The sequence below is a fragment of the Acetobacter aceti NBRC 14818 genome (genome assembly GCF_000193495.2).
GTDB classification, from domain to species: Bacteria; Pseudomonadota; Alphaproteobacteria; order Acetobacterales; family Acetobacteraceae; genus Acetobacter; species Acetobacter aceti.
Genome location: NZ_AP023410.1, coordinates 1,155,647 through 1,178,003 on the forward strand (window position 1 = coordinate 1,155,647; position 22,357 = coordinate 1,178,003).

The window sequence follows — 22,357 nt, forward strand, 5'->3', positions numbered from 1 at the left end:
AAAAATTATCCCCGAAAAACAATGATGGCAGCATGTGTTGTTTAATTTTCATGATGTTATCTGCCACATCGTTCTTCACGTTCGACAAGCGCCTTGACCCGGGGAATAAGCTCACTGCCATAAGTCAGGGCGTCTGAAAGCGGATCAAAACCACGGATCAGAAAAGTCTCGATCCCGATCCTGTAATAACGGAGCAGGCTCTCCGCGACCTGATCCGCCGTCCCGACCAGCGATGTGGAATTCCATCGCCCGCCCGTCGCCTGAGCAACGCCCGTCCATAGCCGCTCATCATGGCGGTTGCTTCTGGCCGCAATTTTCTGAAGACGTTTTGATCCTTCATTGGTCGGCAGGTTTTCCACTGTTGGCCTCTGACCTGCACGATCAAGACCGATGCCTGTCGGCCCCTTCTCTTCTTCCTGCCGTTTTTCAAGAAGCGCCTGAATGGCGGCAGCACGCTCCCATGCCAGCTCTTCGGTTTTCTCTATGATCGGACGAAAAGAAACGGAAAATCTTATCTTTCTTCCATTCTGGGCCGCGGCATCCTTTACCCGCCCGACCAGTTCACCCGCTTCCTTGAGCGGCTCACCCCACAAGGCATAGCCATCAGCATACTTGCCAGTAACAGCAATAGCTTCTTCAGAGGCTCCACCAAAATAAATCGGGATACCGGCAGCGCTGACGGGCCGCACATCCGAATGAGCGCCTCTGACCTGATAATAATCTCCACCATGATCGAAAGGCGCGTTTTCCTGCCATTCCTGACGAACGATCTGGATATATTCAGCCGCGCGACTGTAGCGTTCCGCTTTCGTCAGATGATCGCCATCCGCCTGCAACTCCCTGTCATTGCCGCCCGTAATGACGTGCATGGCGACACGGCCACCTGTCAGTTGATCCAGTGTTGCAAACTGACGGGCGGCAAGAGTCGGTGCAGCAAAACCTGGACGATGGGCAATCAGCAATCCCAGACGTGTTGTTGCAGACGCCGCATGTTGCGCAACCACGAGACTGTCGGGTGAACTGGAGTGAAACGCGATCAGGGCACGGTCGAAACCACCCCGTTCCTGAAGAAGCGCACTACTGGCAATATATTCGGGGTCTACAACAGGTCCATTTGGACCAACGACCTCCGTCTGCTCCTGAGCGCTGACATAACCGATAAATTCGACTGACATTATCCGATGATCCTGAGAGAGGCATGTCTCCCGAGAATGAATTGGATCATGAGTAAAATCACATCAAAAATACTCACATACACTATAATGGATTTTTATATACAATACATATATAAATACTAAAAATATAAAATCGACAATATAAAAACTATACCTATTAAGTTAAAATATTTACAGTAAAAATTAAACAAAACCAAAATCACTTCTGGTAACTTTTTTGTTTCCATCAGTTCATTTCGGGATAGCAGTTACGCTTTCCGGCATCTATCCCCACACTCGCCGTGGCGCTACAGATTTCAGAAATGGAAAACAAGGGGTATCAATGAGCGCTACATGGGGCGATTTTCAGGCTGTGATACAGCTTTCAGCTGGTCTCAATGTCGCCATTCTCAGTTTTGTGGATATCAGCCTTCCCGCCATCAAGGAGCGGCGGCGCGTTTTCGCCAAGGCGCGTCAGGAACTGGATATCCACCGCAAGAATCCTCACAAACGGACTGCGGAAGAGAAATCCAGCCATGCCGATGCCGTGGGCGACGTTGACCGTATGCTGTTCGACCTGTGGCGGGAAACATCCGCCTTCGAAGCCATTGAAGATTCCCTGATGAAATCGACCGGAGTTTTCGGAATCTTTGGAGCGATTCTCGGGCTCGGGCTGCTCTGGTATTCAGCCGTGCATTATGACGCTGAAATGTCTCTCACTGGAGAAATCCTGACTACTTTCTCATTTCTTTCACTCGCGGGCGCGTTTCTGATCAATTTCTTTACCGCCTCAAAAGCATCTACTTATGCCAAGCGGTGCAACGAATTACGGGATCACATGCGTGTTCATCTCTGAGTAGTAGCGGCAACCTCAGCAGCTTCCTTCTTATTGAAGGTCACAAAACCGCAGCCGGTTTCAGGTCAGGTCAGCGGTTATTTCCGCGCTCTGAACACAGCGCGCAGCGCCCGTCCACTCTGATGCAGAACCCATCGCGCCTTTCTCATCATGGGGTAAAACTGAAGAAACCCATGCAGTGTGCCGCGAACGCAGGTGTAGCTGACCACGTTTCCTGCCTCCGCGAGACGCCGGCCATAAAGCGCTCCTTCATCCCTGAGCGGATCGCACTCTGCTGTCATGATCCATGCGGAAGGAAGCCCGGACAGGTCTTTCTGTAATGCTGGCGCGAAGTCAGGGTTGAGCAGATCTTCATCCGAAGAAGCATACTGACTCCCATACCATTCCATCATCGCTTTCGTAAGAAAATATCCGTGAGCAAATTTCTCCCGGGATGGCGTTTCCTCTCGTCCAAGCGTGGCCGGATAATAGAGTACCTGCATGACGGGAGCCGGAGGTGACGGGTTTGCGCCACTCCGATGAGCCTCTCTTACTTTCTGGCACAGAACGGCCGCCAATGTTCCGCCCGCACTATCGCCCGCGACAGCAACAGCGCCGCCCCACCTCCAGGCTTCCGACGCCAGCCAGTTGAAAGCCGCCCACACATCCTCGACCGCTGCCGGAAATTTATGCTCAGGCGCCAGACTGTAATCAAACGACAGAACAGCAGCACCGGACGCACGCGCCAGACGACAGCATATCCCGTGATGGGAATTGAGGCCGCAATGCACAAAGCCTCCGCCATGAAGGAACAGCACGACACCCCTCACCTTTCCATAAGGAATATACAGGCGTGCTGGCCTGAGTTCCGCAGCGCCCGGCACACGCAGATCAATGACCCGCTTCAGAGGAAGCGCGGAAAGGCGCATGGGAAAAGACGGACGATTTGTCAGACGCCTTATATAAGCAAGCGATGCGGCGGATACTGTGTGCGGAATGACCGGGGCCGCCTGCGGAGCTTTGAGGGTCTGCCGGTGTTTGCGGCGTCTCTGGCTGGCGGCATGAAGCCCTCGCAGCAGGAGACGGGAGGTCAGATCCGGTTTGTCTCTGGTGAAAGAGCCAGAGAATTTTCTGGCAGACAGACGTTCCGTGAGCATTTCAATCTTCAGCATGACCCAGACAGGCTGTGGCGTACGTCAGAATATGTCCAGCCGTATCTTGACGGAACAGTTCTGCACGCGCAGGGTCCGCGCCTGCCAGACGGTCGGGCGATCGCTGTTGCCTATATCAGGTGATGGAGGAAAGTCCGGGCTCCACGGGAGAACGGTGCCGGCTAACGGCCGGCGAGGGTGACCTCAGGGAAAGTGCCACAGAAAACAGACCGCCTTCCGGGCCTGTTCGCAGGCTGGAGGTAAGGGTGAAACGGTGCGGTAAGAGCGCACCGCGCTTCCGGTAACGGCGGCGGCAGGGCAAACCCCATCGGGAGCAAGACCGAATAGGGACGGTAGGCAGCCTGACTGCCAAAGGTTCTCCCGCCTTCCGTCCGGGTTGGTCGCGTGAGGCGTGTTGCAAGACACGTCCCAGAGGAATGATCGTCACGGTCTCTTCGGAGAACGGACAGAACCCGGCTTACAGACCGTCTGGCACCTCTGATTTCCTGAAATCCGCAAAAGAAACGAATCGTGTTTTCTGGATGAAACAGGCAGCAGCCGATTCTTCCCGGCGCTCCGATTTTTAATATAGCGATAAGAAATGCGCAAAAGAACATAACGAGAACAATCGTTTTTGTTAACGGATACCTGCTTTCTGGAAACCTTTTAGGAACGAAGTACGACAGACTTGTCTTTTTTCGCGGTTTTCTGCCAATTTTTATTACAGATTCATTTGACGTCCCATAAAATCCCATGATATCCCAGAATCAACCAAACGGCCCCAACAACCTCGGACCGCACCCCTGCGCATGAAGGATTTCCAACCCGGTGAGCGTGTTTCTCGGCACACACCAGAATCGAATCGACGCCAAGGGGCGTGTTTCGATTCCAGCCGGGTTCCGCACGGTACTGCGCAACCAGACGGTGGAAGGTGAGGCTCTGATGGTTTTGCGCCCTTCCCACACACAGCCCTGCATCGAGGCATGGCCATCTGCCGCTTTTGCTTCTCTGGCGCAACCGCTGGACAGGCTCGACATGTTCTCGGATGAACATGACGACCTTGCCGCCGCACTGTACGCCGATGCCTATCCAATGGACTCCGACCGTGAAGGGCGGATCATCATTCCCGATTTCCTGAGAGAGCATGCCGGTCTTTCCGACAGCGTGGCTTTCATGGGACTTGGCCGGATCTTCCAGATCTGGGAACCGAAGGCCGCCGAGCAGCGTCGGGCCGAAGCGCGGCTCCGTTCCCGCCGCGTAACATTGCCGGGTAACCGCACCGGTGAGTCGGGAGGAGCGGCATGAACGCGATGAATTCTCCTGTTGTGCCCCATCCGGACTACGATCCCGGTCATGTTCCAGTGATGCGGAGTGAGGTGCTTGCGTGCCTCGCCCCCAAAGATGGCGAAGTGTATGTGGACGGCACCTTTGGTGGTGGCGGTTACACAAATGCCGTGCTGGCAGCAGCGAACTGCTACATCTGGGGCATCGATCGTGACCCGGACGCTATTGCGCGAGGCGAGGCTCTTGCCCGTGTGTGGGGTGAAGGTCCGGACGGCACGCCGCGCCTGCGGATGCTGCACGGCGGTTTCGGCACGATGCAGGAGATGCTGCACACCGCCGGAACAGATCATGTCGATGGCGTCATGCTCGACCTTGGCGTGTCTTCCTTTCAGATTGACGAGGCGGAGCGCGGCTTCTCCTTCCGCCACGATGGCCCGCTCGACATGCGGATGGGAAAAGCCGGTCGTTCCGCAGCGGATATCGTCAATACGGCCTCCGAAGCCGAGCTGGCTGACATCTTCCATTATTATGGTGAGGAGCGGCACGCACGCCGTGTAGCGCGCACTGTCGTGGAAGCTCGCAAGGACACGGAACTGAAGACCACCCTTCAGTTGGCTGAAGTCATCCGCTCCGTCGTGCCGTCTGACAAGTCGGGCATCGACGCCGCGACCCGAAGCTTTCAGGGGCTGCGGATTGCCGTAAATGACGAACTGGGTGAAATCGAGCGCGGCCTGGAACAGGCGCTCGCTCTTCTTTCACCGGGCGGACGTCTGGTCGTTGTGTCTTTCCATTCCCTGGAAGACCGCATTGTAAAACGCGTGATGGCGGCAGCGGCGGGTCAGGAACCCGGCCTGTCCCGTTACGATCCGCGCTCCATGAGTCGCGGGAAGAAAGCAGCGTCGTTCAGCCTCCTGTTCCGCAAGGCGATGAAGCCTTCGGACGAGGAATGTCGACGCAACCCACGGGCCCGGAGTTCCAAGCTCCGTGCCCTGAGTCGGCTCGGATTGTCAGATGACTGTTTGGGTTCACAGACCGTGCATGCGGAACCACAGGCGAATGTCGGCGCCGGTTCCGTAAAATCTTCCGACAAAGGAACAGTCTGATGTTCAGGCCCTTCACTTTCTTCTGTGCGTTACTGGCCGGTTCGTCGGGAATGTACCTCTACACGAAGAAACATCAGACAACCGTTCTGGATCAGCAGATTTCAAAGATAGTCGGTGACACCCAGCATATCCGTCAGCAGACAGCCGTGCTGCAGACGCAGTGGGCGCTGCTCAACCAGCCTGACCGCCTGAACCACCTTGCCGCCCGCTTTGACTCCAGCCTCAAGCCGATGGAGCCGAAGCAGTTTGTCCGCATGACGGATCTGAAACAGCACCTGCCGCCTGCCGTGAGCGTTCATGATGCTGTCGTCGCCCGTGCCGACACGCCTGTTGCGCCGACCGCTGCTGCCGAGGTCCACACACCTGCGCCTGTCGTCATGGCATCCAGCACTGCACCGGAACATGAACGTGTTCAGGATATTGCTGTAAAGCCAGCCGCTTCCGGTGTTGCTGAAGCACCCGCCAGAAAAGCGCCGGTTGTTCTGGCAAAGGCTGAAACACCAGCTTTTCCGGCACACATGCGTGAGTCGCATGTGACGGAAACCCATATGGCAAGTGAATCGCACAGGCTGACAAGCGAAAGCCCGAAACCGCAGATGCTGGCCCTGTCGGACGCCACACCGGCTGTCACGCATAAAAGCCATCATACGGCCACGACGCCGGCATCGACCGATGCACTGGCTCTGGCCTTGGGCGAAAAACCTGAAGCGGCGACCGTTCATCACAGCGCCCACACTGTCGTGGCAGACAACAGCGTGACGCACCATGTCGCCACGCATGAGACAACAGACCTGAGTGAAGTCGTTCACACCACACATCACACAGTGACCCATGTGGCGAGCAGTGATACAGCGCGTCACACGACATCACTTTCACCGGTCACTGTTGCGGCATGGCGTCCGGCAGCGGCTCCGCGCTATGTGGAAGCCCGCGCAACCTATAGCGGCTCCCTACTTGGGCACTCGGCCATCGGAGGTGGACTGCCGCCTCCAATGCCAGTTTCAAACTAAGGCCACAGTTTTCGGTTTCCATAGTGTCGTGCCGGTCTGACCGGCACGGACTCTTTTTCAGACCTTCATTCCGGCACACGTGTTTCCAGATGTTTCCGGGCCCTCGAGGATACGCCGCCCCTCATGCCTCGCCAGTCGTCGCCACCTGAGTCTCCCTCATCCGATCACGAGCATCCTCCACAGGATGTCCGGATCACGAGCGCAGATCTGCGTGAACGGGCCCAGCTGGAGCGGATGCATGTGCGACTGCTCGGAGTCGCCGCCGGGTTCTGTCTGCTGTTTGGAACGGTGGCGCTGAAAGCCACGTTCGCCACCATCATCTCACCCATGGCGCCGGAAGCACGGCAGTTGCGTCCGCAGGTGCCGGACATTCCGAAGGTCGATCCGAAAAGCACGCTGACCAGCACGCTGACCATGCCGCAGGTCAGGCGCGCCATGATTGTGGACCGCAACAATCAGGTGCTGGCCGTCTCGCTGCCAGTTGCACAGCTTTACGCCAACCCGCGGGAACTGATTGATCCGCAGGATGTCGCGAAGAAGCTGAAGTCCGTTCTGCCGCAACTGAATGAAGAGGAGACGGTCAAACGTCTCTCGATGGCGAAACAGTTCGTCTATCTGGCGCGCAACATCACGCTCCAGCAGGAACTGGCGATCAACAATTTCGGTATTCCGGGCATTTACTTCGAGGCCGGTGAGCGTCGCCATTATCCGCAGGGACAGGTTGCCGCCCAGATCCTCGGCAGCGTGGATATTGACGATCATGGCATCGCCGGTGTGGAGCGTTACTTCGACAAACGCCTGATCAGTGACAAGAATCCGCTGAAACTGTCACTCGACGTGCGTGTGCAGGGCGTGGCGCGTGAAGAACTCGCGGCCGCCATGCAGACGTTCGAGGCGATCGGGGCCTGCGCCATCGTGATGGACGTCAACAGCGGCGAAATCATCGCCATGGTCAGTCTGCCGGATTATGACGCGAATGATTTCGCCCATGCGCCCGGTGACGCCCGCTTTAACCGCGCCGTGACGGGCATGTATGAGCCCGGCTCCACCTTCAAGCTCCAGACCGCCGCCATGGCGCTCCAGCTTGGTGTCGCACAGATCTGGGACCGCTTCTCGTCCATTCCCATCCATATCGGCAGGTTCACCATCGCCGACATGAAGACGGACCATTTCGCCCCCTGGCTGTCGCTGCCGGAAGTGATGGCGTTCTCGTCCAACCCTGCCGCCGCCCATATCGCACTGGATGTTGGCGCCCAGAGGCAGCAGGACTGGCTCAGGGGCATGGGGTTCTTCGCACCGGTTCCGGTCGAACTGCCGGAAGCGGGACACCCGATCATCCCGGCGCACCGGAACTGGGGCATTTCTACTGTCATGACGGTCGGCTTCGGTCATGGTGTGGCTGAACCACCGCTCGCCATCGTGCGCGGCACGGCTGCAACGGTAAATGGCGGCATTCTGGTCAAGCCGACCCTGCTTGCGCGTGATGAGGATACCAACTCCCGGAATACGCCGGAAATGGCGTCTGGACCGTCCATTTCGGGTGGACCGGAAACCGGAGACGCGATCCCTGACGCAACAACCAGCGTGGAAGGAGGCGACGCAGCCGATGCGCCCGTTACACCTCAGGGTCAGCGCGTCTTTTCACCCGAAATCTCCGAGACACTTCGCAAGATCCTGCGTCTGGACGTCAAGCTTGGCACCGGCAAAACCGCAGAAGTTCCGGGATATTTCGTCGGCGGAAAAACCGGCACCGCCGAGAAGATCGGTCCACATGGCGGCTATCTCAAGCATGTGAACATTGCTGCTTTCACCAGCATCTTTCCGATGAATGCACCACATTACGCCGTCTATGTCATGCTGGACAGCCCGAAAGGAACGACAGCGACGCACGGCTGGACCACAGCCGCGTGGAACGCCGCCCCGACTGTCGCCCGGATCATCTCCCGCATTGGACCGATGTTGCAGGTATTCCCCGACACGGCTCACGCCCAGCAGATTGACGCAGAACTCTCCATTCCGATGCGTCCCTCTCCGCCAAGAGGCGTAAGACCCCTCGGTCCCGGCAATGATCCGGGCGACCCACGTCACGCTGCCGAGGAGAAGCGGGTCGAGGAAGAGGAGAAAAAGAAGTCATTGAAAGCCGGCGACGCGAACGCCATGAAGCACGCTGCAAACAGACAGAACAGTTCCCAACAGGAAGGCGGACAGGGCTAGATCATGAAACTTTCCTCTCTCCTTTCCCAGTCCGGCCTGACGTCAGCTTCTCTGGCGACAGATGACCCGGAGATTACGTCAGTCACGGCTGACAGCCGACAGGTTCAGCCCGGTTCCCTGTTCGTGACGCTTCCGGGAACTCAGGAAGACGGCAGCATCTATATCCCCGATGCGCTGGCTGCCGGTGCCGCTGCTATTCTCGTGCCAGATGGAGAACAGGCCATAGAAGGCCAGGTCCCGACCGCCTTCACAAAGACGCCGCGACGCTCGCTTGCCCTTCTGGCCGCAACCCTTGCCGGTCCGCAGCCTGAGCATATCGTCGCTGTCACGGGCACGAATGGGAAAACCAGCACCGTCGATTTTCTGCGTCAGATCTGGCAGGGCATGGGCCGCACGTCTGCGAGTTTTGGCACGCTGGGACTGATTTCTCCGGTCGAACTGCCGTTCCGCATCCCTTCCCTCACCACGCCGGACCCGGTGACACTGGCGAAAGCGCTGGCTGCTCTGCGTGAACGTGGCGTCACGGATGTGGCGATGGAGGCTTCCTCTCACGGTCTGGACCAGCGCCGTCTGGATGGCGTGAAGATTTCCGCCGCCGGCTTTACCAATCTGACCCGCGATCACCTTGATTATCACGGCTCGCTGGAAGCCTATCGCACGGCCAAGCTGCGTCTATTCGACACACTCCTTCCCGGTGGCGGCCTTGCAGCGGCCAATGCCGATATGGATGAGGACACACTCGACGCCCTGCGCGATATCCAGCGCCGCCGGGATCTCGACCTGCGGCTGGTCGGGCGCAAGGGCACCACGATCCGTCTTGTTGCACACAAGGCTCTGCCGAACGGGCATCAGCTTCTGCGGCTTGAAATCGACAGGAAGGAAATGGATGTGACCCTGCCTTTGCCGGGTCGTTTTCAGGTGGATAACGCCCTGCTCGCCGTGGCTCTGGCAGGACCAGACACGACCGACATGGAAGAGGCTTTGACCCTGCTACCGACGCTGCGTGGCGTGCGCGGACGCATGGAACAGGCCGTCATGCTGCCCAACGGCGCTTCCGTGTATGTCGATTACGCCCACACCCCGGATGCGCTGGCGCGTGCGCTCGACAGCCTGCGCCCGCATGTCAAAGGGCGTCTGCTGATCCTGTTCGGGGCAGGAGGTGATCGTGACAAGGGCAAGAGACCGCTGATGGCGCAGGAAGCCACGCAGCGGGCTGACGTGGTGTTCGTCACAGACGACAATCCTCGCAGTGAAGATGCAGCCGACATCCGACGCGATATTCTGGCTGGTGCCCCCAAGGAGGTCATCGAATTCCCCGATCGCAGAAAAGCCATTGGTGAAGCGCTGCATCAGCTTCAGCCGGGTGATGTGCTGCTGGTCGCGGGCAAGGGACATGAGCAGGGCCAGATCATCGGCGACGTCGTGCAGCCTTTTGACGATGTGAGTGTGGTGAAAGATCTGGCGGCGGCACTGTGAGCATTCTCTGGACAGGCGAAGAACTGGCCGCCGCGACACAAGGACGCTTTGGCTCCGGAAAGGGTCATGCGATCACGGTCTCCGGCGTGTCGATCGACACGCGTACCCTTGAAACAGGCGATCTGTTTATTGCCCTGCTGGGCGAGAACTCGGACGGTCATGCCCATGTCGCCATGGCGCTGGACAAGGGTGCTGCGACGGTGCTGGTGCATCGCACGGACGAACTGGAAGGTGTTGATCCCACGGATCCGCGCCTGCTGATTGTCGGCGATACGATGGTCGGATTGTGGGATCTGGCGCGGGCGGCGCGGGCCCGCTTCACAGGCGATGTCGTCGCCGTGACAGGCAGCGTCGGCAAGACCACGACCAAGGAAATGCTGCGGGTGGCGCTTGGCGCACTTGGCAAGACGCACGCCTCAGCCGCTTCCTACAATAATCACTGGGGCGTGCCCCTGACGCTGGCGCGACTGCCGCGTGACGCCGTGTTCTGTGTCAGTGAAATCGGCATGAATCATCCCGGCGAAATCGCCCCACTGGCTGAACTGGTGCGGCCCGATGTCGCCGTCATTTCCACGATCGGCTCGGCGCATCTTGGGCATATGGGCAGTCTGGACGCCATTGCGCAGGAAAAGGCCTCCATCATCGCAGCTCTCCCACGCGGCGGCATCGCCATCGTGCCGGATGATGCGGAAGGTCAGGCGATCTTTACTGATGTAGCGCAGGCTTCCGGCGTCACGCTCTGGCGGTCCGGCTTTGACGAGACCAGTGAAGCACGTATCACCGATCTTGAACTCTCTGGCGAAGGCAGCCGGTTTGTCGTGCATGTGGCGGGAACGGCCGTTCCGGTCGAAATTCATGCGCCCGGCGAGCATCTCGCCCGCAACGCTTTGTCCACTCTGGCGGTCGTCGCAGCCCTGCATGGCAGCGACTCTGAAGTCAGTCGGGCAGCGGAGGCTCTCACCAGCTTCACACCCGGCACGGGACGTGGTGCGGCGTCCCCCATTCTCGACGGCGAGGCTCTCCTGCTGGATGAGAGCTACAACGCCTCCGTCCTGTCGATCAAAGCCGCCCTTGGTGTGCTCGCACTTCTGCCAGCAAAACGCCGCATTGCCGTGTTGGGAGACATCCGCGAACTGGGTGACTTCGCTCGCGAGGAACATCTCTCCCTTGAGCCTGCGGTCAGTGCCGCGGCCGATCTTGTATTCTGTTGTGGACCGCACATGAAAGACCTGTTTGACGCCCTGCCCTCTTCCCGTCGGGGAAGCTGGGAGGAAACCTCTACGGCGCTTGCGCCGCGTGTGCGGGCCGTCCTGCAACCCGGTGACGCCGTGCTGGTCAAGGGCAGCTTCGGCAGCCGGATGAAGGTTGTGGTGGATGCGCTGAAAGCGGAGAGCGTCTGATGCTGTATCTGCTGGTCGCCCATCATGCGCATGGTCACACGACGTTCCTCAATCTGTTCCGCTACCTCACCTTTCGCGCGGGCGGAGCCTGTCTGACCGCGCTGGCGATTGCCCTGCTGCTCGGCAATCCGGTGATCCGTGAGCTCAAGCGCATCCAGCGTGAGGGCCAGCCCATCCGCGCGCTCGGTCCTGAGCGTCACATTCTGGAGAAGGCCGGGACGCCGACCATGGGCGGTATCCTGATCCTGATTGCGCTGTTTGTGTCCACGCTCCTGTGGGCTGACCTACAGAACGGGTTCGTCTGGGCCGTGCTGTTCGTTACGGCGGCGTTCGGCGCTGTCGGTTTTGCGGACGACTATCTCAAGCTTTCCCGACGCAATACGGATGGTGTGTCCAAGAAGGCCCGTCTGACCTGCGAATTCGCCACCTCCCTGATCGCTGGCTGGTGGATGCAGCAGATGATGCCTCCTGAACTGGCCAACCACCTCGCCTTTCCATTCGTGAAGGATTTCCTTCTACCGCTCGGCATCGCTTTCCCGATCTTTGCGATGGTGACGATCGCTGGTTTCGGTAACGCCGTGAACTTCACGGATGGACTGGACGGGCTGGCGACAGTACCTGTGGTGATCGCAGCACTGGTGTTCGCACTGATCGCCTATCTGGTCGGCAACCATGTTTTCGCCGACTATCTTCAGCTTCACGCGGTTCCGGGCACGGGTGAACTTGCCATCTTCTGCGCGGCGCTGGTCGGTGCGGGGCTGGGCTTTCTCTGGTTCAACGCGCCCCCTGCCTCCGTGTTCATGGGTGATACGGGTTCGCTGTCCCTCGGCGGGGCGCTCGGTGCCGTGGCGGTCGCCACCAAGCATGAACTGGTGCTGTGCATTGTCGGCGGTCTGTTTGTAATCGAGACACTTTCCGTGGTGATTCAGGTCTTCTGGTACAAGCGCACCAAACGCCGCGTGTTTCTTATGGCCCCTCTGCACCATCACTTTGAAAAGAAGGGCTGGCAGGAACCGAAGATTGTCGTCCGGTTCTGGATCGTCTCCGTCGTGCTGGGGCTGTTTGGCCTCGCCACGCTGAAGCTGCGCTGAGGAGACCCTGCCTTGCCCGCTAAAACTTCATTTCCCGCTGATCTGTTCGCTGGCCACCGTTTTGCGGTGCTCGGGTTGGGCCGCAATGGCACACCGGCCGCCAAGGCGCTGGCAAGCATGGGAGCAGCCGTACAGGCATGGGATGATGGCGAGGCCGGGCGAAAAGTTCTTGAGGGCTGGAAGTCTTCATCTGGCAAGCTGACCGTCGCCCCATTTGAGAATCTGGACGGATTTGATGCGCTGGTCATGTCACCGGGCATCCCGCATATCCTGCCGAGCGTGCATCCGGTCGCGGCCATGGCGAAAGCCGCAGGTGTGCCGATCCTCTCCGATGCCGACCTGCTGTTTCAGGCGGTTCGCAAAAGCGGGTCCAAGGCACGTTTTGCAGGCATCACCGGCACCAACGGCAAGTCCACCACCACGGCACTGCTGGCTCATCTGCTGCGTCATGCCGGCCTGCCGGTTGCTGAGGGTGGCAATCTTGGCCCCGCCTCGCTCTCCCTGCCGCTGCTGCCGGACAATGGCGTGTATGTGCTGGAAATGTCGTCCTACATGCTGGAGCGGTTGGCGACGCTGCATTTCGACACGGCCTGCCTGCTGAACCTGACACCGGATCATCTCGACCGGCATGGCGACATGGCAGGCTATGCCGCCGCCAAGGCCCATATCTTCGACCGGATGACCGGCTCCGATCTGGCCGTTATCGGCAATGGTGACGCATGGTGCCGGGATATCGCCGCCAGCGTGAAAGCGCGGGATATTCCCGTTGAGACCATTTCGGGACAGGATGACGAGACGGCTGATTTTCACCTGCATGAAGGCGCTGTCGTCAGTCATGGCATGGTCATCGCCCGGCCCGGCAAGACATTGCCCGGCACACACAACGCCGAAAACGCCTGCGCGGCGCTCGCCATGGCGCTACGTCTCGGTGTCGCTTCCAGCAGTCTGGCCAGCGGGATTGGAGATTTCGCCGGACTGGCGCATCGTCAGAAGCATGTCGCGGACATCAACGGCGTAGCCTATGTCGATGACAGCAAGGCGACCAATGCCGACGCCGCATCCCGTGCGCTTGGCTGCTACAGCAGGATCGTCTGGATCGCGGGCGGTGTGGCCAAGGCAGGTGGTATTGCCGACCTCGTTCCGTATTTCTCACGGATCACCAAAACCTTCCTGATCGGCAAGGATGCGCCGATACTGGCGGAAACGCTGGCCGCGCATAAGGTGCCTTACGAGATTGTGGGCGATCTGGAACATGCCATTCCCACCGCCCGTCAGGCCGCCGAAACGGAAGATGCCGAGGTCGTACTGCTCTCCCCTGCCTGCGCCAGTTTTGACCAGTTCCCGGGCTTCGAGGCACGCGGCCTCCGCTTTGCCGAACTGGTGCACGCGCTGAAGGATCACGCCTGATGGCCCGGTTTTCCCGCATCGACAACTCGGTGCTCGGGCGCTGGTGGCGCAGCGTCGATCATGTGACGCTGGCCTGCGTGGGGATCCTGATCGGCTTCGGCTATATCCTGATGCTCGCCGCCAGTCCTGCGGTTGCTGTGCGTATCGGCGCATCGCGCAACATGTTCATCTTCAAGCAGGTCTTCTTCCTCACGCTTGCCGGATGCGTGACCATCGCGGTGTCGATGCTCTCCCGCAAAGGCGTGATCAGGCTTGGCTTTATCGGCGGCGCGATCGCCATCGCCGCCACGGCGATGACGCTGGTGCATGGCATCGAGATCAAGGGCGCGCGTCGTTGGATCGCGCTGCCGATGATGTCCGTGCAGCCGTCAGAATTTCTAAAGCCGTGCTTCGCCGTGATGACGGCGTGGCTTCTCGCCAAACGGCATGAAGTCCGACGTTTTCCGGGCATGTTGCTGGCTCTCGCCTGTTACGCGGTCATCCTGATCCTGCTGAAATCCCAGCCGGATATCGGGATGCTCACCGTTGTCTCGGCCGTCTTTCTGGCCCAGCTTTTTGTGGACGGGCTGAACCTGATTCTGGTCGCGGGCGGTGTTGGCATCATGATCGCGGCCGGTATCGCGGCCTTTTTTCTGTTCCCGCACGTGCATTCCCGTGTGGAACGCTTCCTGCATCCGGATGTGGGTGACCATTACCAGATCGACACTGCCCTGCGCGCTTTCGGCAATGGCGGCCTGCTCGGACGCGGACCGGGTGAAGGTCGCGTGAAGGATCTGCTGCCTGACGCCCACGCCGACTTCGTGTTCGCCGTGGCGGGCGAGGAATACGGTCTGCTGATCTGCCTGTTCATCATCGCGGTGTTCGCGACCATCGTCATCCGTGCGCTTCTGAGGCTGCTGCGGGACGACGATCCGTTTCTCATCATGGCGACGGCGGGTCTTGTCACCGGCTTCGGGCTACAGGCCTTCGTCAACATGGCTTCCACCCTGCATCTCATCCCGACCAAGGGCATGACGCTGCCGTTCATTTCCTATGGCGGCTCTTCCGCGCTCTCGATCTCGCTGGCCATCGGCATGGTGCTCGCGCTGACGCGGCAGCGTGTGGGGCAAAGCAGGCTCAGCCGCTCACTGACGGAAACCACCCGGGGCACATGGAAAACAGCGACATGAACACGCAGGCGAACCTCTCCCCGACCGGGCCCATCGTCATCGCAGCAGGCGGCTCCGGCGGTCACTTTTTCCCCGCCGAGGCGCTTGCCGATGTGCTGGTCGGGCGCGGCTACCGTGTCGCCCTGATGACGGATGCGCGTGCGGGCAAACGCACTTCCGGCGTTTTCGCCACGGCGGATCAGTTCATCCTGCCGGGCGCAGGCGTCGCAGGACGCGGACCAGTCCGCGCGCTCAAGGGTGGCCTCGCCCTTCTGCGTGGCGCGAACGAAGCCCGCAGCATCATGGCGAAACTGCGCCCGGCTGCCGTGGTCGGATTTGGCGGTTATCCATCCGTTCCCCCCTTGCTCGGTGCGCGTCTACTGCCCGGTTCATCGCGTCCGAAGATCATCCTGCATGAAGGCAACGCCGTTCTGGGCAAGGCCAACGCCTTCCTTGCCCGGTTCGCGGACGGGATCGGCACGTCTTTCAATGAAGTCAAAGGGCTGCCTTCCGGTGCCCATGTCGCGCTGACCGGCATGCCCGTGCGTCCCGCCATCGCCGCACTTGCAGGCGAAGGCTACACACCGCCCGGCGATCTCATCCATCTGCTGATCTGGGGTGGCTCGCTGGGGGCGCGGATCTTTTCCGACATCGTCCCCGGCGCTCTGGCGGCCCTGCCGCTCGCCATTCGTGAGCGCCTGCAGATCACGCAGCAGGTGCGTGCCGAGGATCTCGAACGGGTTCGGACAGCCTATGAATCCTATGGCATCGCGGCCACCTTGGCACCTTTCTTCCCAAATGTGGCCGAACTCATGCAGCAGGCTCATCTGGTGATCGGTCGCGCAGGCGGTTCATCGGTGGCTGAATTGGAAGTAGCCGGTCGTCCCTCCATTCTCGTGCCGCTGCCGGTCGCCGCGAGTGACGAACAGACCGCCAATGCTCAGGCCCTTGAAGGCGTTGGCGCAGCCTGGCTCTTCCGGCAGCCAACCTTCACCGTGGACGCCCTGACGCCTCTGCTGACCATGATGCTGACCGACACGGGCATTCTCACCGCCGCTGCTTCCGCCGCCGCAAAGCTGGGCCGTTCGGATGCGGCGGAACGTCTGGCCGATCTGGTCGAGACGACCTTGCATCACGGGTCCGGTGGACGCTATTCCTCGCCAATTCCCCCTTCCCCTGCGTCTTCCCATTCCTCTTCGGGACACGCTGCCACGACTGTGGAGTCCAAGCCATGAGAGCCCTGCCGCTGACAATCGGTACCATTCATTTCGTCGGTATCGGCGGCATCGGCATGTCGGGCATCGCCGAAGTGCTCCATATGCTGGGCTACAAGGTGCAGGGCTCGGACATGAGCGACGGCGCGAACGTCCAGCGTCTTCGGGCTCTGGGCATTTCCGTCACAATCGGGCACGATGCAGCCAATCTTGGACAGGCACAGGTTGTGGTGATTTCCACTGCCGTCAAGCGCGACAATCCGGAAGTGGTCGCCGCCCGTTCGCGCCTGATCCCGGTTGTGCGTCGTGCGGAAATGCTCGCCGAACTGATGCGTCTGCGCTGGTCCGTCGCCGTCGGCGGCACACACGGCAAGACGACCACAACCAGCCTGATCGCCGCTGTTCTGGAAGCGTCCAAGCTCGACCCGACCGTCATCAACGGTGGCATCATCGAGGCCTATGGCACCAACACGCGCATGGGCAAAGGCGAGTGGATGGTGGTGGAAGCCGACGAAAGCGATGGCTCCTTTCTGCGTCTGCCTTCCGTGATCTCCGTCGTCACCAACATGGACCCGGAGCATCTCGATCACTGGGGTACGGCGGAAGCAATGGAAGCGGGCTATGATCAGTTCGTCTCCAACGTGCCTTTCTATGGATTTGCCGTTCTCTGCATCGATCATCCGGCAGTACAGCAGATGATCCCGCGTCTTTCGGATCACCGGGTCGTCACCTACGGCTTCTCGCCGCAGGCCGATGTGCGGGCCGAGAAAGTCATCACCGACAAGCTCGGCGCGACCTTTGAAGTGCAGATCACCGATCGCACCCGTCGCCGCACCCGCAAGGCCGGTCCGTTCCGTCTGCCGATGCTCGGCAACCACAACGTGCAGAATGCTCTCGCCGCCATCGCCGTCGCCACCGAGATGGACATCGACGACGCCACCATCCGTTCGGGTCTGGCGTCCTTCCGTGGTGTGAAGCGTCGCTTCACCCGTTGTGGCGAGGCGAACGGCATCACCGTGATCGACGATTATGGTCATCACCCGGTCGAGATCGCCGCCGTGCTGAAGGCCGCCCGTCAGGCTGGAGCACGTCAGGTCATCGCCGTGATGCAGCCGCACCGCTATTCCCGCATGCAGATGCTGTTCAACGATTTCTGCACCTGCATGAACGACGCTGACACGGTCATTGTGTCCGATGTTTATGCTGCCGGTGAAGATCCCATCGAAGGTTTCAACCGTGACAGGCTGGTCGAAGGTCTGCGTGAGCGTGGTCATCGCTCGGTTGTGCCGCTGACCGACCCGGCGCATCTGGCGGAGATGATCAACGCCATGGCCAAGCCGGGCGATTATGTCGTCTGCCTCGGCGCAGGCACCATCACCAACTGGGCTCATGCGCTACCGGGCGAACTTCTGGCGCTTCAGGCGAAGCAGAAAGGCGCGGCATGACCAACGCCCCCGCCTCTTCGCACCTGACGGCTGGCGACGTTATCGCCGCTTCGCTTGGCGATGTGCGGGGACGTGTGTCCGTCAATCAGCCTCTGGGCGCACGCAGCTGGTTCCGCGTCGGTGGCCCGGCTGAATGTCTGTTCCAGCCCGCTGACACGGATGACCTTGTCACAGCCATGCAGCGTCTTTCGCCGGAAATCCCGGTGACGACGCTTGGAGCCTGCTCGAATGTCATCATTCGTGATGGCGGCATTCCCGGTCTGGTGATTCGTCTGGGCGGTGCTTTTGCCGGCATCGAGGTTGACGGAAACGGTCTGATTGTAGGTGGCGCAGCGCTTGATGCGACGGTGGCCGAGACGTCGGCCAGCAAAGGTCTTGGCGGGCTTGAATTTCTCGCGGGAATCCCCGGTTCCATCGGAGGCGCCGTTCGCATGAATGCCGGGGCCTACGGGTCCGATATGGCGGCGGTTCTGGACTGGGCCGAGATTGTTTCCCGCGACGGTACGCTACTGCATCTTGAAGCCTCCGCACTGCGGTTCGGCTATCGCCGCTCCGCCCTACCGGACGGTGCTGTGGTGGTGCGGACGCGTCTGCGTGGCGAACCGGCGGAACAGAGCATTGTCTCTGGCCGTATCGCGGAAATCCGTGCCGCGCGTGAAGGTTCGCAACCTGTGCGGGCGCGGACCGGCGGTTCAACGTTCCGTAATCCCTCGCCTGATATCAGCGACAAGAAGGCGTGGCAGCTTGTCGACAGGGCGGGCTGCCGTGGTCTGACCATTGGTGGGGCGCAGATCAGCGAGAAGCACTGCAACTTCATGCTCAATACCGGCGATGCGACAGCGGCGGATCTGGAAGCGCTGGGCGAAGAAGTCCGCAAGCGCGTGCTGGAGAAATCAGGCGTCAATCTTCAGTGGGAAATCAAGCGCATCGGGCTGAAAGCCTCTGAAACAAAGGGAGACGCGGCATGAGCGCGCCACAGCAGAACAAGGGACGGATTACAGTTCTGATGGGGGGTGCCTCGGCAGAACGCGAGGTCAGTCTGTCCTCCGGCAAAGGCGTGGTCGCGGCTATGAAGGAAGCTGGTTACGATGCACAGGGGCTGGATGTTACCCGTGATCTGGCGGCGGTTGTCGCCGGTCTTGCCGAACAGAAGCCTGTTGCCGTTTTCAACGCGCTGCATGGTCGTTTTGGCGAGGATGGGGCCATTCAGGGCGTGCTGGAATGGCTCGGTCTGCCTTACACGCATTCCGGCCTCCGGGCGTCGGCCAACGCCATGGACAAGGAAGCGTCCCGACAGATTTTCATGACGGCAGGACTTCCCGTTGCCGAAGGGCGCGTCGTCTTGATCAGCGAACTGGCGGAGCAGGATCCACTGCCCCTGCCCTACGTGGTGAAGCCGCTTGATGAAGGCTCGTCTGTCGGCGTTTCCATCGTGCGCAACACCAACCAGCGTGCGCAGGTTGTCGAAGAATGGCGTTACGGCCCCGTAGCGCTGGTGGAGCAGTATATTCCCGGTCGCGAAATCACGGTCGGCGTCCTTGATGATGGACCGGACGGTCCTCGTGCCCTTACCGTCACGGACATCACACCCAACGCTGGGTCCGGGCATGACTTCTATGATTACGCCGCGAAGTATGGTGCGGGCGGCAGTCGTCACACGCTGCCTGCCGAGATTCATCCGGACGATTTCGCCCGCGCCTGCGAACTGGCGGTCGCAGCGCACAAGGCTCTCGGCTGCTCCGGAGCCTCCCGTTCGGACTTCCGCTATGACGACACCAAAGGTGACGGACACGGACAGATCGTGCTGCTGGAAGTCAATACGCAGCCGGGCATGACGCCAACATCGCTTCTGCCGGAACAGGCGGCCTATTGCGGCATTTCCTATTCCGAACTCTGCGACCTACTGGTGCAGGACGCCCTCCGTCGGGCGGACGCCGCACGCCGATGAAGCGACCATCTTCGCCTTCTCCGGAACGCCGCGAAGCAGGAAGCGGTGATCATTTCCGCCACACAAACAAGGCGGATCGACCGTCGGCGGTCGCCCTGTTTCTCCGTCGTCACAAGGGGAAGCTGAAGTTTCTGGCCACCACAGGCGTGCTGGGTGTGGGAGCGTGGGTGTTTCTGTCCATGCACGGAACACAGGGACTTGTTGCTCCGCTCAAGGCGAAGATCGAGGCGGAAATTCCTCTCAAGGTGACGGAAATCCGGGTCGAGGGAACGAATCTCACCAGTCAGAACGCCATCCATGAAGCGCTCGGCGTGTCGGTCGGTGACCCGATGCTCGGCTTTGACGTCAAGGCGGCCCGTGAGCGCCTGAACGATCTTCCCTTTGTCGAGAACGCTACGGTGGGACGGCGCTTTTCCGGACTGATCGTAGTGCATCTCACAGAACGGCCTCCTTTCGCCATCTGGCAGCACAAGGGTCAGTTCGTGCCTATCGACCGGGACGGCAATCCGGTTCCGGACAAGGGCATGACCAGCAGGGACGCTCAGGCATTCATGCAGCTTCCCCTTGTAGTCGGAGAAGGGGCTGATCATGCAGCGGCGGAACTTCTGGATGCTCTGGCTAAAACCCCGGATGTGAAAGCCCACATGACAGCCGCTACACTGATCAACATGCGGCGCTGGACACTGACCCTGAAGGACGGGGCTTCGGTTTACCTGCCGGAAGCGGCGGAACCCCAGGCGCTGACCCGACTGGAAGAACTTCAGAAACGCTTCGATCTGCTTGATCGCCCGCTAGAGATCATCGACCTGCGCCTGCCAGACCGCCTGACCATCCGGGAACGTCCGGCTCCTGCCCCGGTTACCGGCGATGCCGCTGCTCCGGAAGATCAGGATCACACAGCGAAACCGACCGGACAGTCACAGGCTCCCGCAGCAGGCGATGAGATACCGCTCTCGAAGACGGCACCTGCGAAAAAGCCGAAACGCACGGACGAGGGTGACAGACGCCCCTCATCTCTCCACGATGACACCGAACATGCCCACAACAGCGGGGGAGCTCTTCCAGCATGAACGATCTGATCGTTTCCGGACAGTCTTCCAGAGCGCTGAGCCTCAGCAAGACAGCGCGCGCCCGTAGTGGACAGGATCATTCTGACTCGCAGGACTCTGCCGGCAGCCTGCTCAATCTCGCCGAGGGCAAGCCGGAACAGCGGGCATGGCGCAGCGGCCTGGTGGGCGTTCTGGATATTGGCTCGACCAAGATTACCTGCCTGATCGGCAAGGGCGAACCCAACGGCAAATTGCGAGTTCTGGGGCATGGCTGGCTGCGCTCCAATGGCGTCAAAAACGGCGCCATTGTCGATCTGAAAGCCGCCGAAGCCATCATCCGGCACGTGGTCGGCAACGCCGAGCGTGAGGCCGAGCGTTCACTGGACAAGGTTGTGGTCAACCTGTCCTGCGGTCATCCGGAAAGCCTCCTGTTCAATGTTCACTGGCCGATCGGCGGGCGTGAAATCACGGATGGCGATATCCGCCGGATCGTGACGGAAGGCCGGATGAAGGCGCAGTCGGAAGGTCGTGCCGTTATCCACACCCTGCCGCTGGATTTTGCGGTCGATGAAACGGACGGTGTGACCGATCCACGCGGACATCTGTGCGAACAGCTTCGCGCCCGCCTGCATGTAATCGACGCCTCCTCCACAGCGCTTCGGACGCTGGATGCTCTTCTGGGACGGGCGGAACTGAAGCTCGACGCTCTGGTGTCCGCCCCTCTGGCTGCTGGTCTGGCAGTCACCAACGCAGATCAGCGCATGGTGGGCACCACTGTGATCGAGATGGGCGGCGGCACAACGTCTCTTGCCGTTTTTGCGGAAGGCCAGCTTCTGCACACCGCCCAGATCGGAATCGGCGGGGAGCATGTCACCCGGGATATCGCCCGTGGTCTCGGAACATCCACGGATAACGCCGAGCGTCTCAAGACGATGCACGGCCACGCCGATCTTTCAGCCGACAATGACGGCGTCACCATCCGTATCGAGCGACAGGGCACGGACATGCCGATGTTCGAGGCCATTCCCCGTGCGATGCTGGGCGACATCATCCGCCCCAGAATCGAGGAAACCTTCGAGCTGGTGCGGGATCGTCTCGATAGTGCCGGACTGGGACATCTTGCGGACGGACGTGTCATCCTCACCGGCGGCGGCTCGCTGCTGGACGGTGTCGGATCTGTCGCAGCCCGGATTCTGAACCGTCATGTCCGGCTCGGTCGTCCACATAATGTCATCGGTCTGCCGGATGCCTGCACCACAGCAAGCTTCTCCACCACCGTGGGTCTGCTGACCTGGGCGGCCTCGGCGGAGCGTCCATTTGGCGATATCGAGTTCAGTGAAGAACGTCCGACAGGTTTTTTGAACCGTCTGGTCTCTTTCATCCGGGATCGCGTCTGACATGCTGTTATCGATATGTTTATAGTGTTGG

Annotated in this window: 18 protein-coding genes and 1 other RNA gene; 17 read left to right on the forward strand and 2 right to left on the reverse strand. The window is 60.2% G+C overall.

All coding sequences use genetic code 11. The features are described from left to right. Positions 1–56: 56 nt before the first annotated feature. On the reverse strand, positions 57–1,175 hold the full coding sequence (locus EMQ_RS05220; RefSeq protein WP_018308361.1) for an LLM class flavin-dependent oxidoreductase: 1,119 nt from the start codon (positions 1,173–1,175) through the stop codon (positions 57–59). Positions 1,176–1,497: 322 nt separating this feature from the next. Here EMQ_RS05220 and EMQ_RS05225 point away from each other — a divergent pair, with 322 nt between their 5' ends. Next, positions 1,498–2,010, forward strand: coding sequence for a hypothetical protein (locus tag EMQ_RS05225; protein ID WP_018308360.1), 513 nt, complete (start codon positions 1,498–1,500; stop codon positions 2,008–2,010). A gap of 77 nt (positions 2,011–2,087) precedes the next feature. Here the strand turns inward: EMQ_RS05225 and EMQ_RS05230 are convergent, their stop codons facing one another. Then, positions 2,088–3,161 carry an alpha/beta hydrolase gene (locus tag EMQ_RS05230; RefSeq protein WP_010669028.1) on the reverse strand — a complete coding sequence of 358 codons (1,074 nt, stop codon included), beginning with the start codon at positions 3,159–3,161 and terminating at the stop codon, positions 2,088–2,090. A gap of 84 nt (positions 3,162–3,245) precedes the next feature. On the opposite strand from EMQ_RS05230, the gene rnpB reads away from it, so the two are divergent. From rnpB to ftsA, 16 genes are all read left to right on the forward strand, one after another. Then, an RNA gene (rnpB, locus tag EMQ_RS05235) (RNase P RNA component class A) lies at positions 3,246–3,637 on the forward strand. A 331-nt stretch (positions 3,638–3,968) separates the two neighbouring features. After that, positions 3,969–4,445: a division/cell wall cluster transcriptional repressor MraZ gene (gene mraZ, locus EMQ_RS05240; RefSeq protein ID WP_010668945.1), complete on the forward strand. Its 477-nt coding sequence runs from the start codon at positions 3,969–3,971 to the stop codon at positions 4,443–4,445. Further along, positions 4,442–5,527: a 16S rRNA (cytosine(1402)-N(4))-methyltransferase RsmH gene (gene rsmH, locus EMQ_RS05245; protein WP_018308358.1), complete on the forward strand. Its 1,086-nt coding sequence runs from the start codon at positions 4,442–4,444 to the stop codon at positions 5,525–5,527. Before mraZ ends, rsmH begins: the two co-directional genes overlap by 4 nt. Next, positions 5,527–6,537, forward strand: coding sequence for a cell division protein FtsL (gene ftsL, locus EMQ_RS05250; protein ID WP_010668990.1), 1,011 nt, complete (start codon positions 5,527–5,529; stop codon positions 6,535–6,537). The genes rsmH and ftsL overlap by 1 nt, the downstream gene beginning before the upstream one ends. 123 nt (positions 6,538–6,660) lie before the next feature. Next, the gene (locus tag EMQ_RS05255) at positions 6,661–8,751 is read left to right on the forward strand and encodes a peptidoglycan D,D-transpeptidase FtsI family protein (RefSeq protein WP_081617510.1); all 2,091 of its coding nucleotides are present in this window, start codon (positions 6,661–6,663) and stop codon (positions 8,749–8,751) included. A 3-nt stretch (positions 8,752–8,754) separates the two neighbouring features. Beyond that, positions 8,755–10,227, forward strand: coding sequence for a UDP-N-acetylmuramoyl-L-alanyl-D-glutamate--2,6-diaminopimelate ligase (locus EMQ_RS05260; protein ID WP_010668583.1), 1,473 nt, complete (start codon positions 8,755–8,757; stop codon positions 10,225–10,227). After that, a complete protein-coding gene (locus tag EMQ_RS05265) occupies positions 10,224–11,627 on the forward strand; it encodes a UDP-N-acetylmuramoyl-tripeptide--D-alanyl-D-alanine ligase (protein ID WP_010668584.1) in 1,404 nt (467 codons plus the stop codon). The genes EMQ_RS05260 and EMQ_RS05265 overlap by 4 nt, the downstream gene beginning before the upstream one ends. Further along, positions 11,627–12,718, forward strand: coding sequence for a phospho-N-acetylmuramoyl-pentapeptide-transferase (mraY, locus tag EMQ_RS05270; protein WP_010668585.1), 1,092 nt, complete (start codon positions 11,627–11,629; stop codon positions 12,716–12,718). Before EMQ_RS05265 ends, mraY begins: the two co-directional genes overlap by 1 nt. Before the next feature lie 12 nt (positions 12,719–12,730). Beyond that, the gene (gene murD / locus EMQ_RS05275; protein WP_010668586.1) at positions 12,731–14,125 is read left to right on the forward strand and encodes a UDP-N-acetylmuramoyl-L-alanine--D-glutamate ligase; all 1,395 of its coding nucleotides are present in this window, start codon (positions 12,731–12,733) and stop codon (positions 14,123–14,125) included. Continuing rightward, positions 14,125–15,294, forward strand: a complete 1,170-nt coding sequence (locus EMQ_RS05280; RefSeq protein WP_018308356.1) for an FtsW/RodA/SpoVE family cell cycle protein — start codon at positions 14,125–14,127, stop codon at positions 15,292–15,294. Before murD ends, EMQ_RS05280 begins: the two co-directional genes overlap by 1 nt. Next, positions 15,276–16,508 (forward strand): UDP-N-acetylglucosamine--N-acetylmuramyl-(pentapeptide) pyrophosphoryl-undecaprenol N-acetylglucosamine transferase, encoded by a 1,233-nt coding sequence (locus EMQ_RS05285; protein WP_010668097.1) that lies wholly within the window; start codon positions 15,276–15,278, stop codon positions 16,506–16,508. Before EMQ_RS05280 ends, EMQ_RS05285 begins: the two co-directional genes overlap by 19 nt. After that, positions 16,505–17,932 (forward strand): UDP-N-acetylmuramate--L-alanine ligase, encoded by a 1,428-nt coding sequence (gene murC / locus EMQ_RS05290; protein WP_010668098.1) that lies wholly within the window; start codon positions 16,505–16,507, stop codon positions 17,930–17,932. The genes EMQ_RS05285 and murC overlap by 4 nt, the downstream gene beginning before the upstream one ends. Next, positions 17,929–18,900, forward strand: coding sequence for a UDP-N-acetylmuramate dehydrogenase (gene murB / locus EMQ_RS05295; RefSeq protein WP_010668099.1), 972 nt, complete (start codon positions 17,929–17,931; stop codon positions 18,898–18,900). Before murC ends, murB begins: the two co-directional genes overlap by 4 nt. Then, positions 18,897–19,880: a D-alanine--D-alanine ligase gene (locus EMQ_RS05300; RefSeq protein WP_010668100.1), complete on the forward strand. Its 984-nt coding sequence runs from the start codon at positions 18,897–18,899 to the stop codon at positions 19,878–19,880. The genes murB and EMQ_RS05300 overlap by 4 nt, the downstream gene beginning before the upstream one ends. Further along, the gene (locus tag EMQ_RS05305; RefSeq protein ID WP_018308355.1) at positions 19,877–20,950 is read left to right on the forward strand and encodes a cell division protein FtsQ/DivIB; all 1,074 of its coding nucleotides are present in this window, start codon (positions 19,877–19,879) and stop codon (positions 20,948–20,950) included. Before EMQ_RS05300 ends, EMQ_RS05305 begins: the two co-directional genes overlap by 4 nt. Next, positions 20,947–22,326 (forward strand): cell division protein FtsA, encoded by a 1,380-nt coding sequence (gene ftsA / locus EMQ_RS05310; protein ID WP_010668987.1) that lies wholly within the window; start codon positions 20,947–20,949, stop codon positions 22,324–22,326. The genes EMQ_RS05305 and ftsA overlap by 4 nt, the downstream gene beginning before the upstream one ends. Positions 22,327–22,357 lie beyond the last annotated feature (31 nt).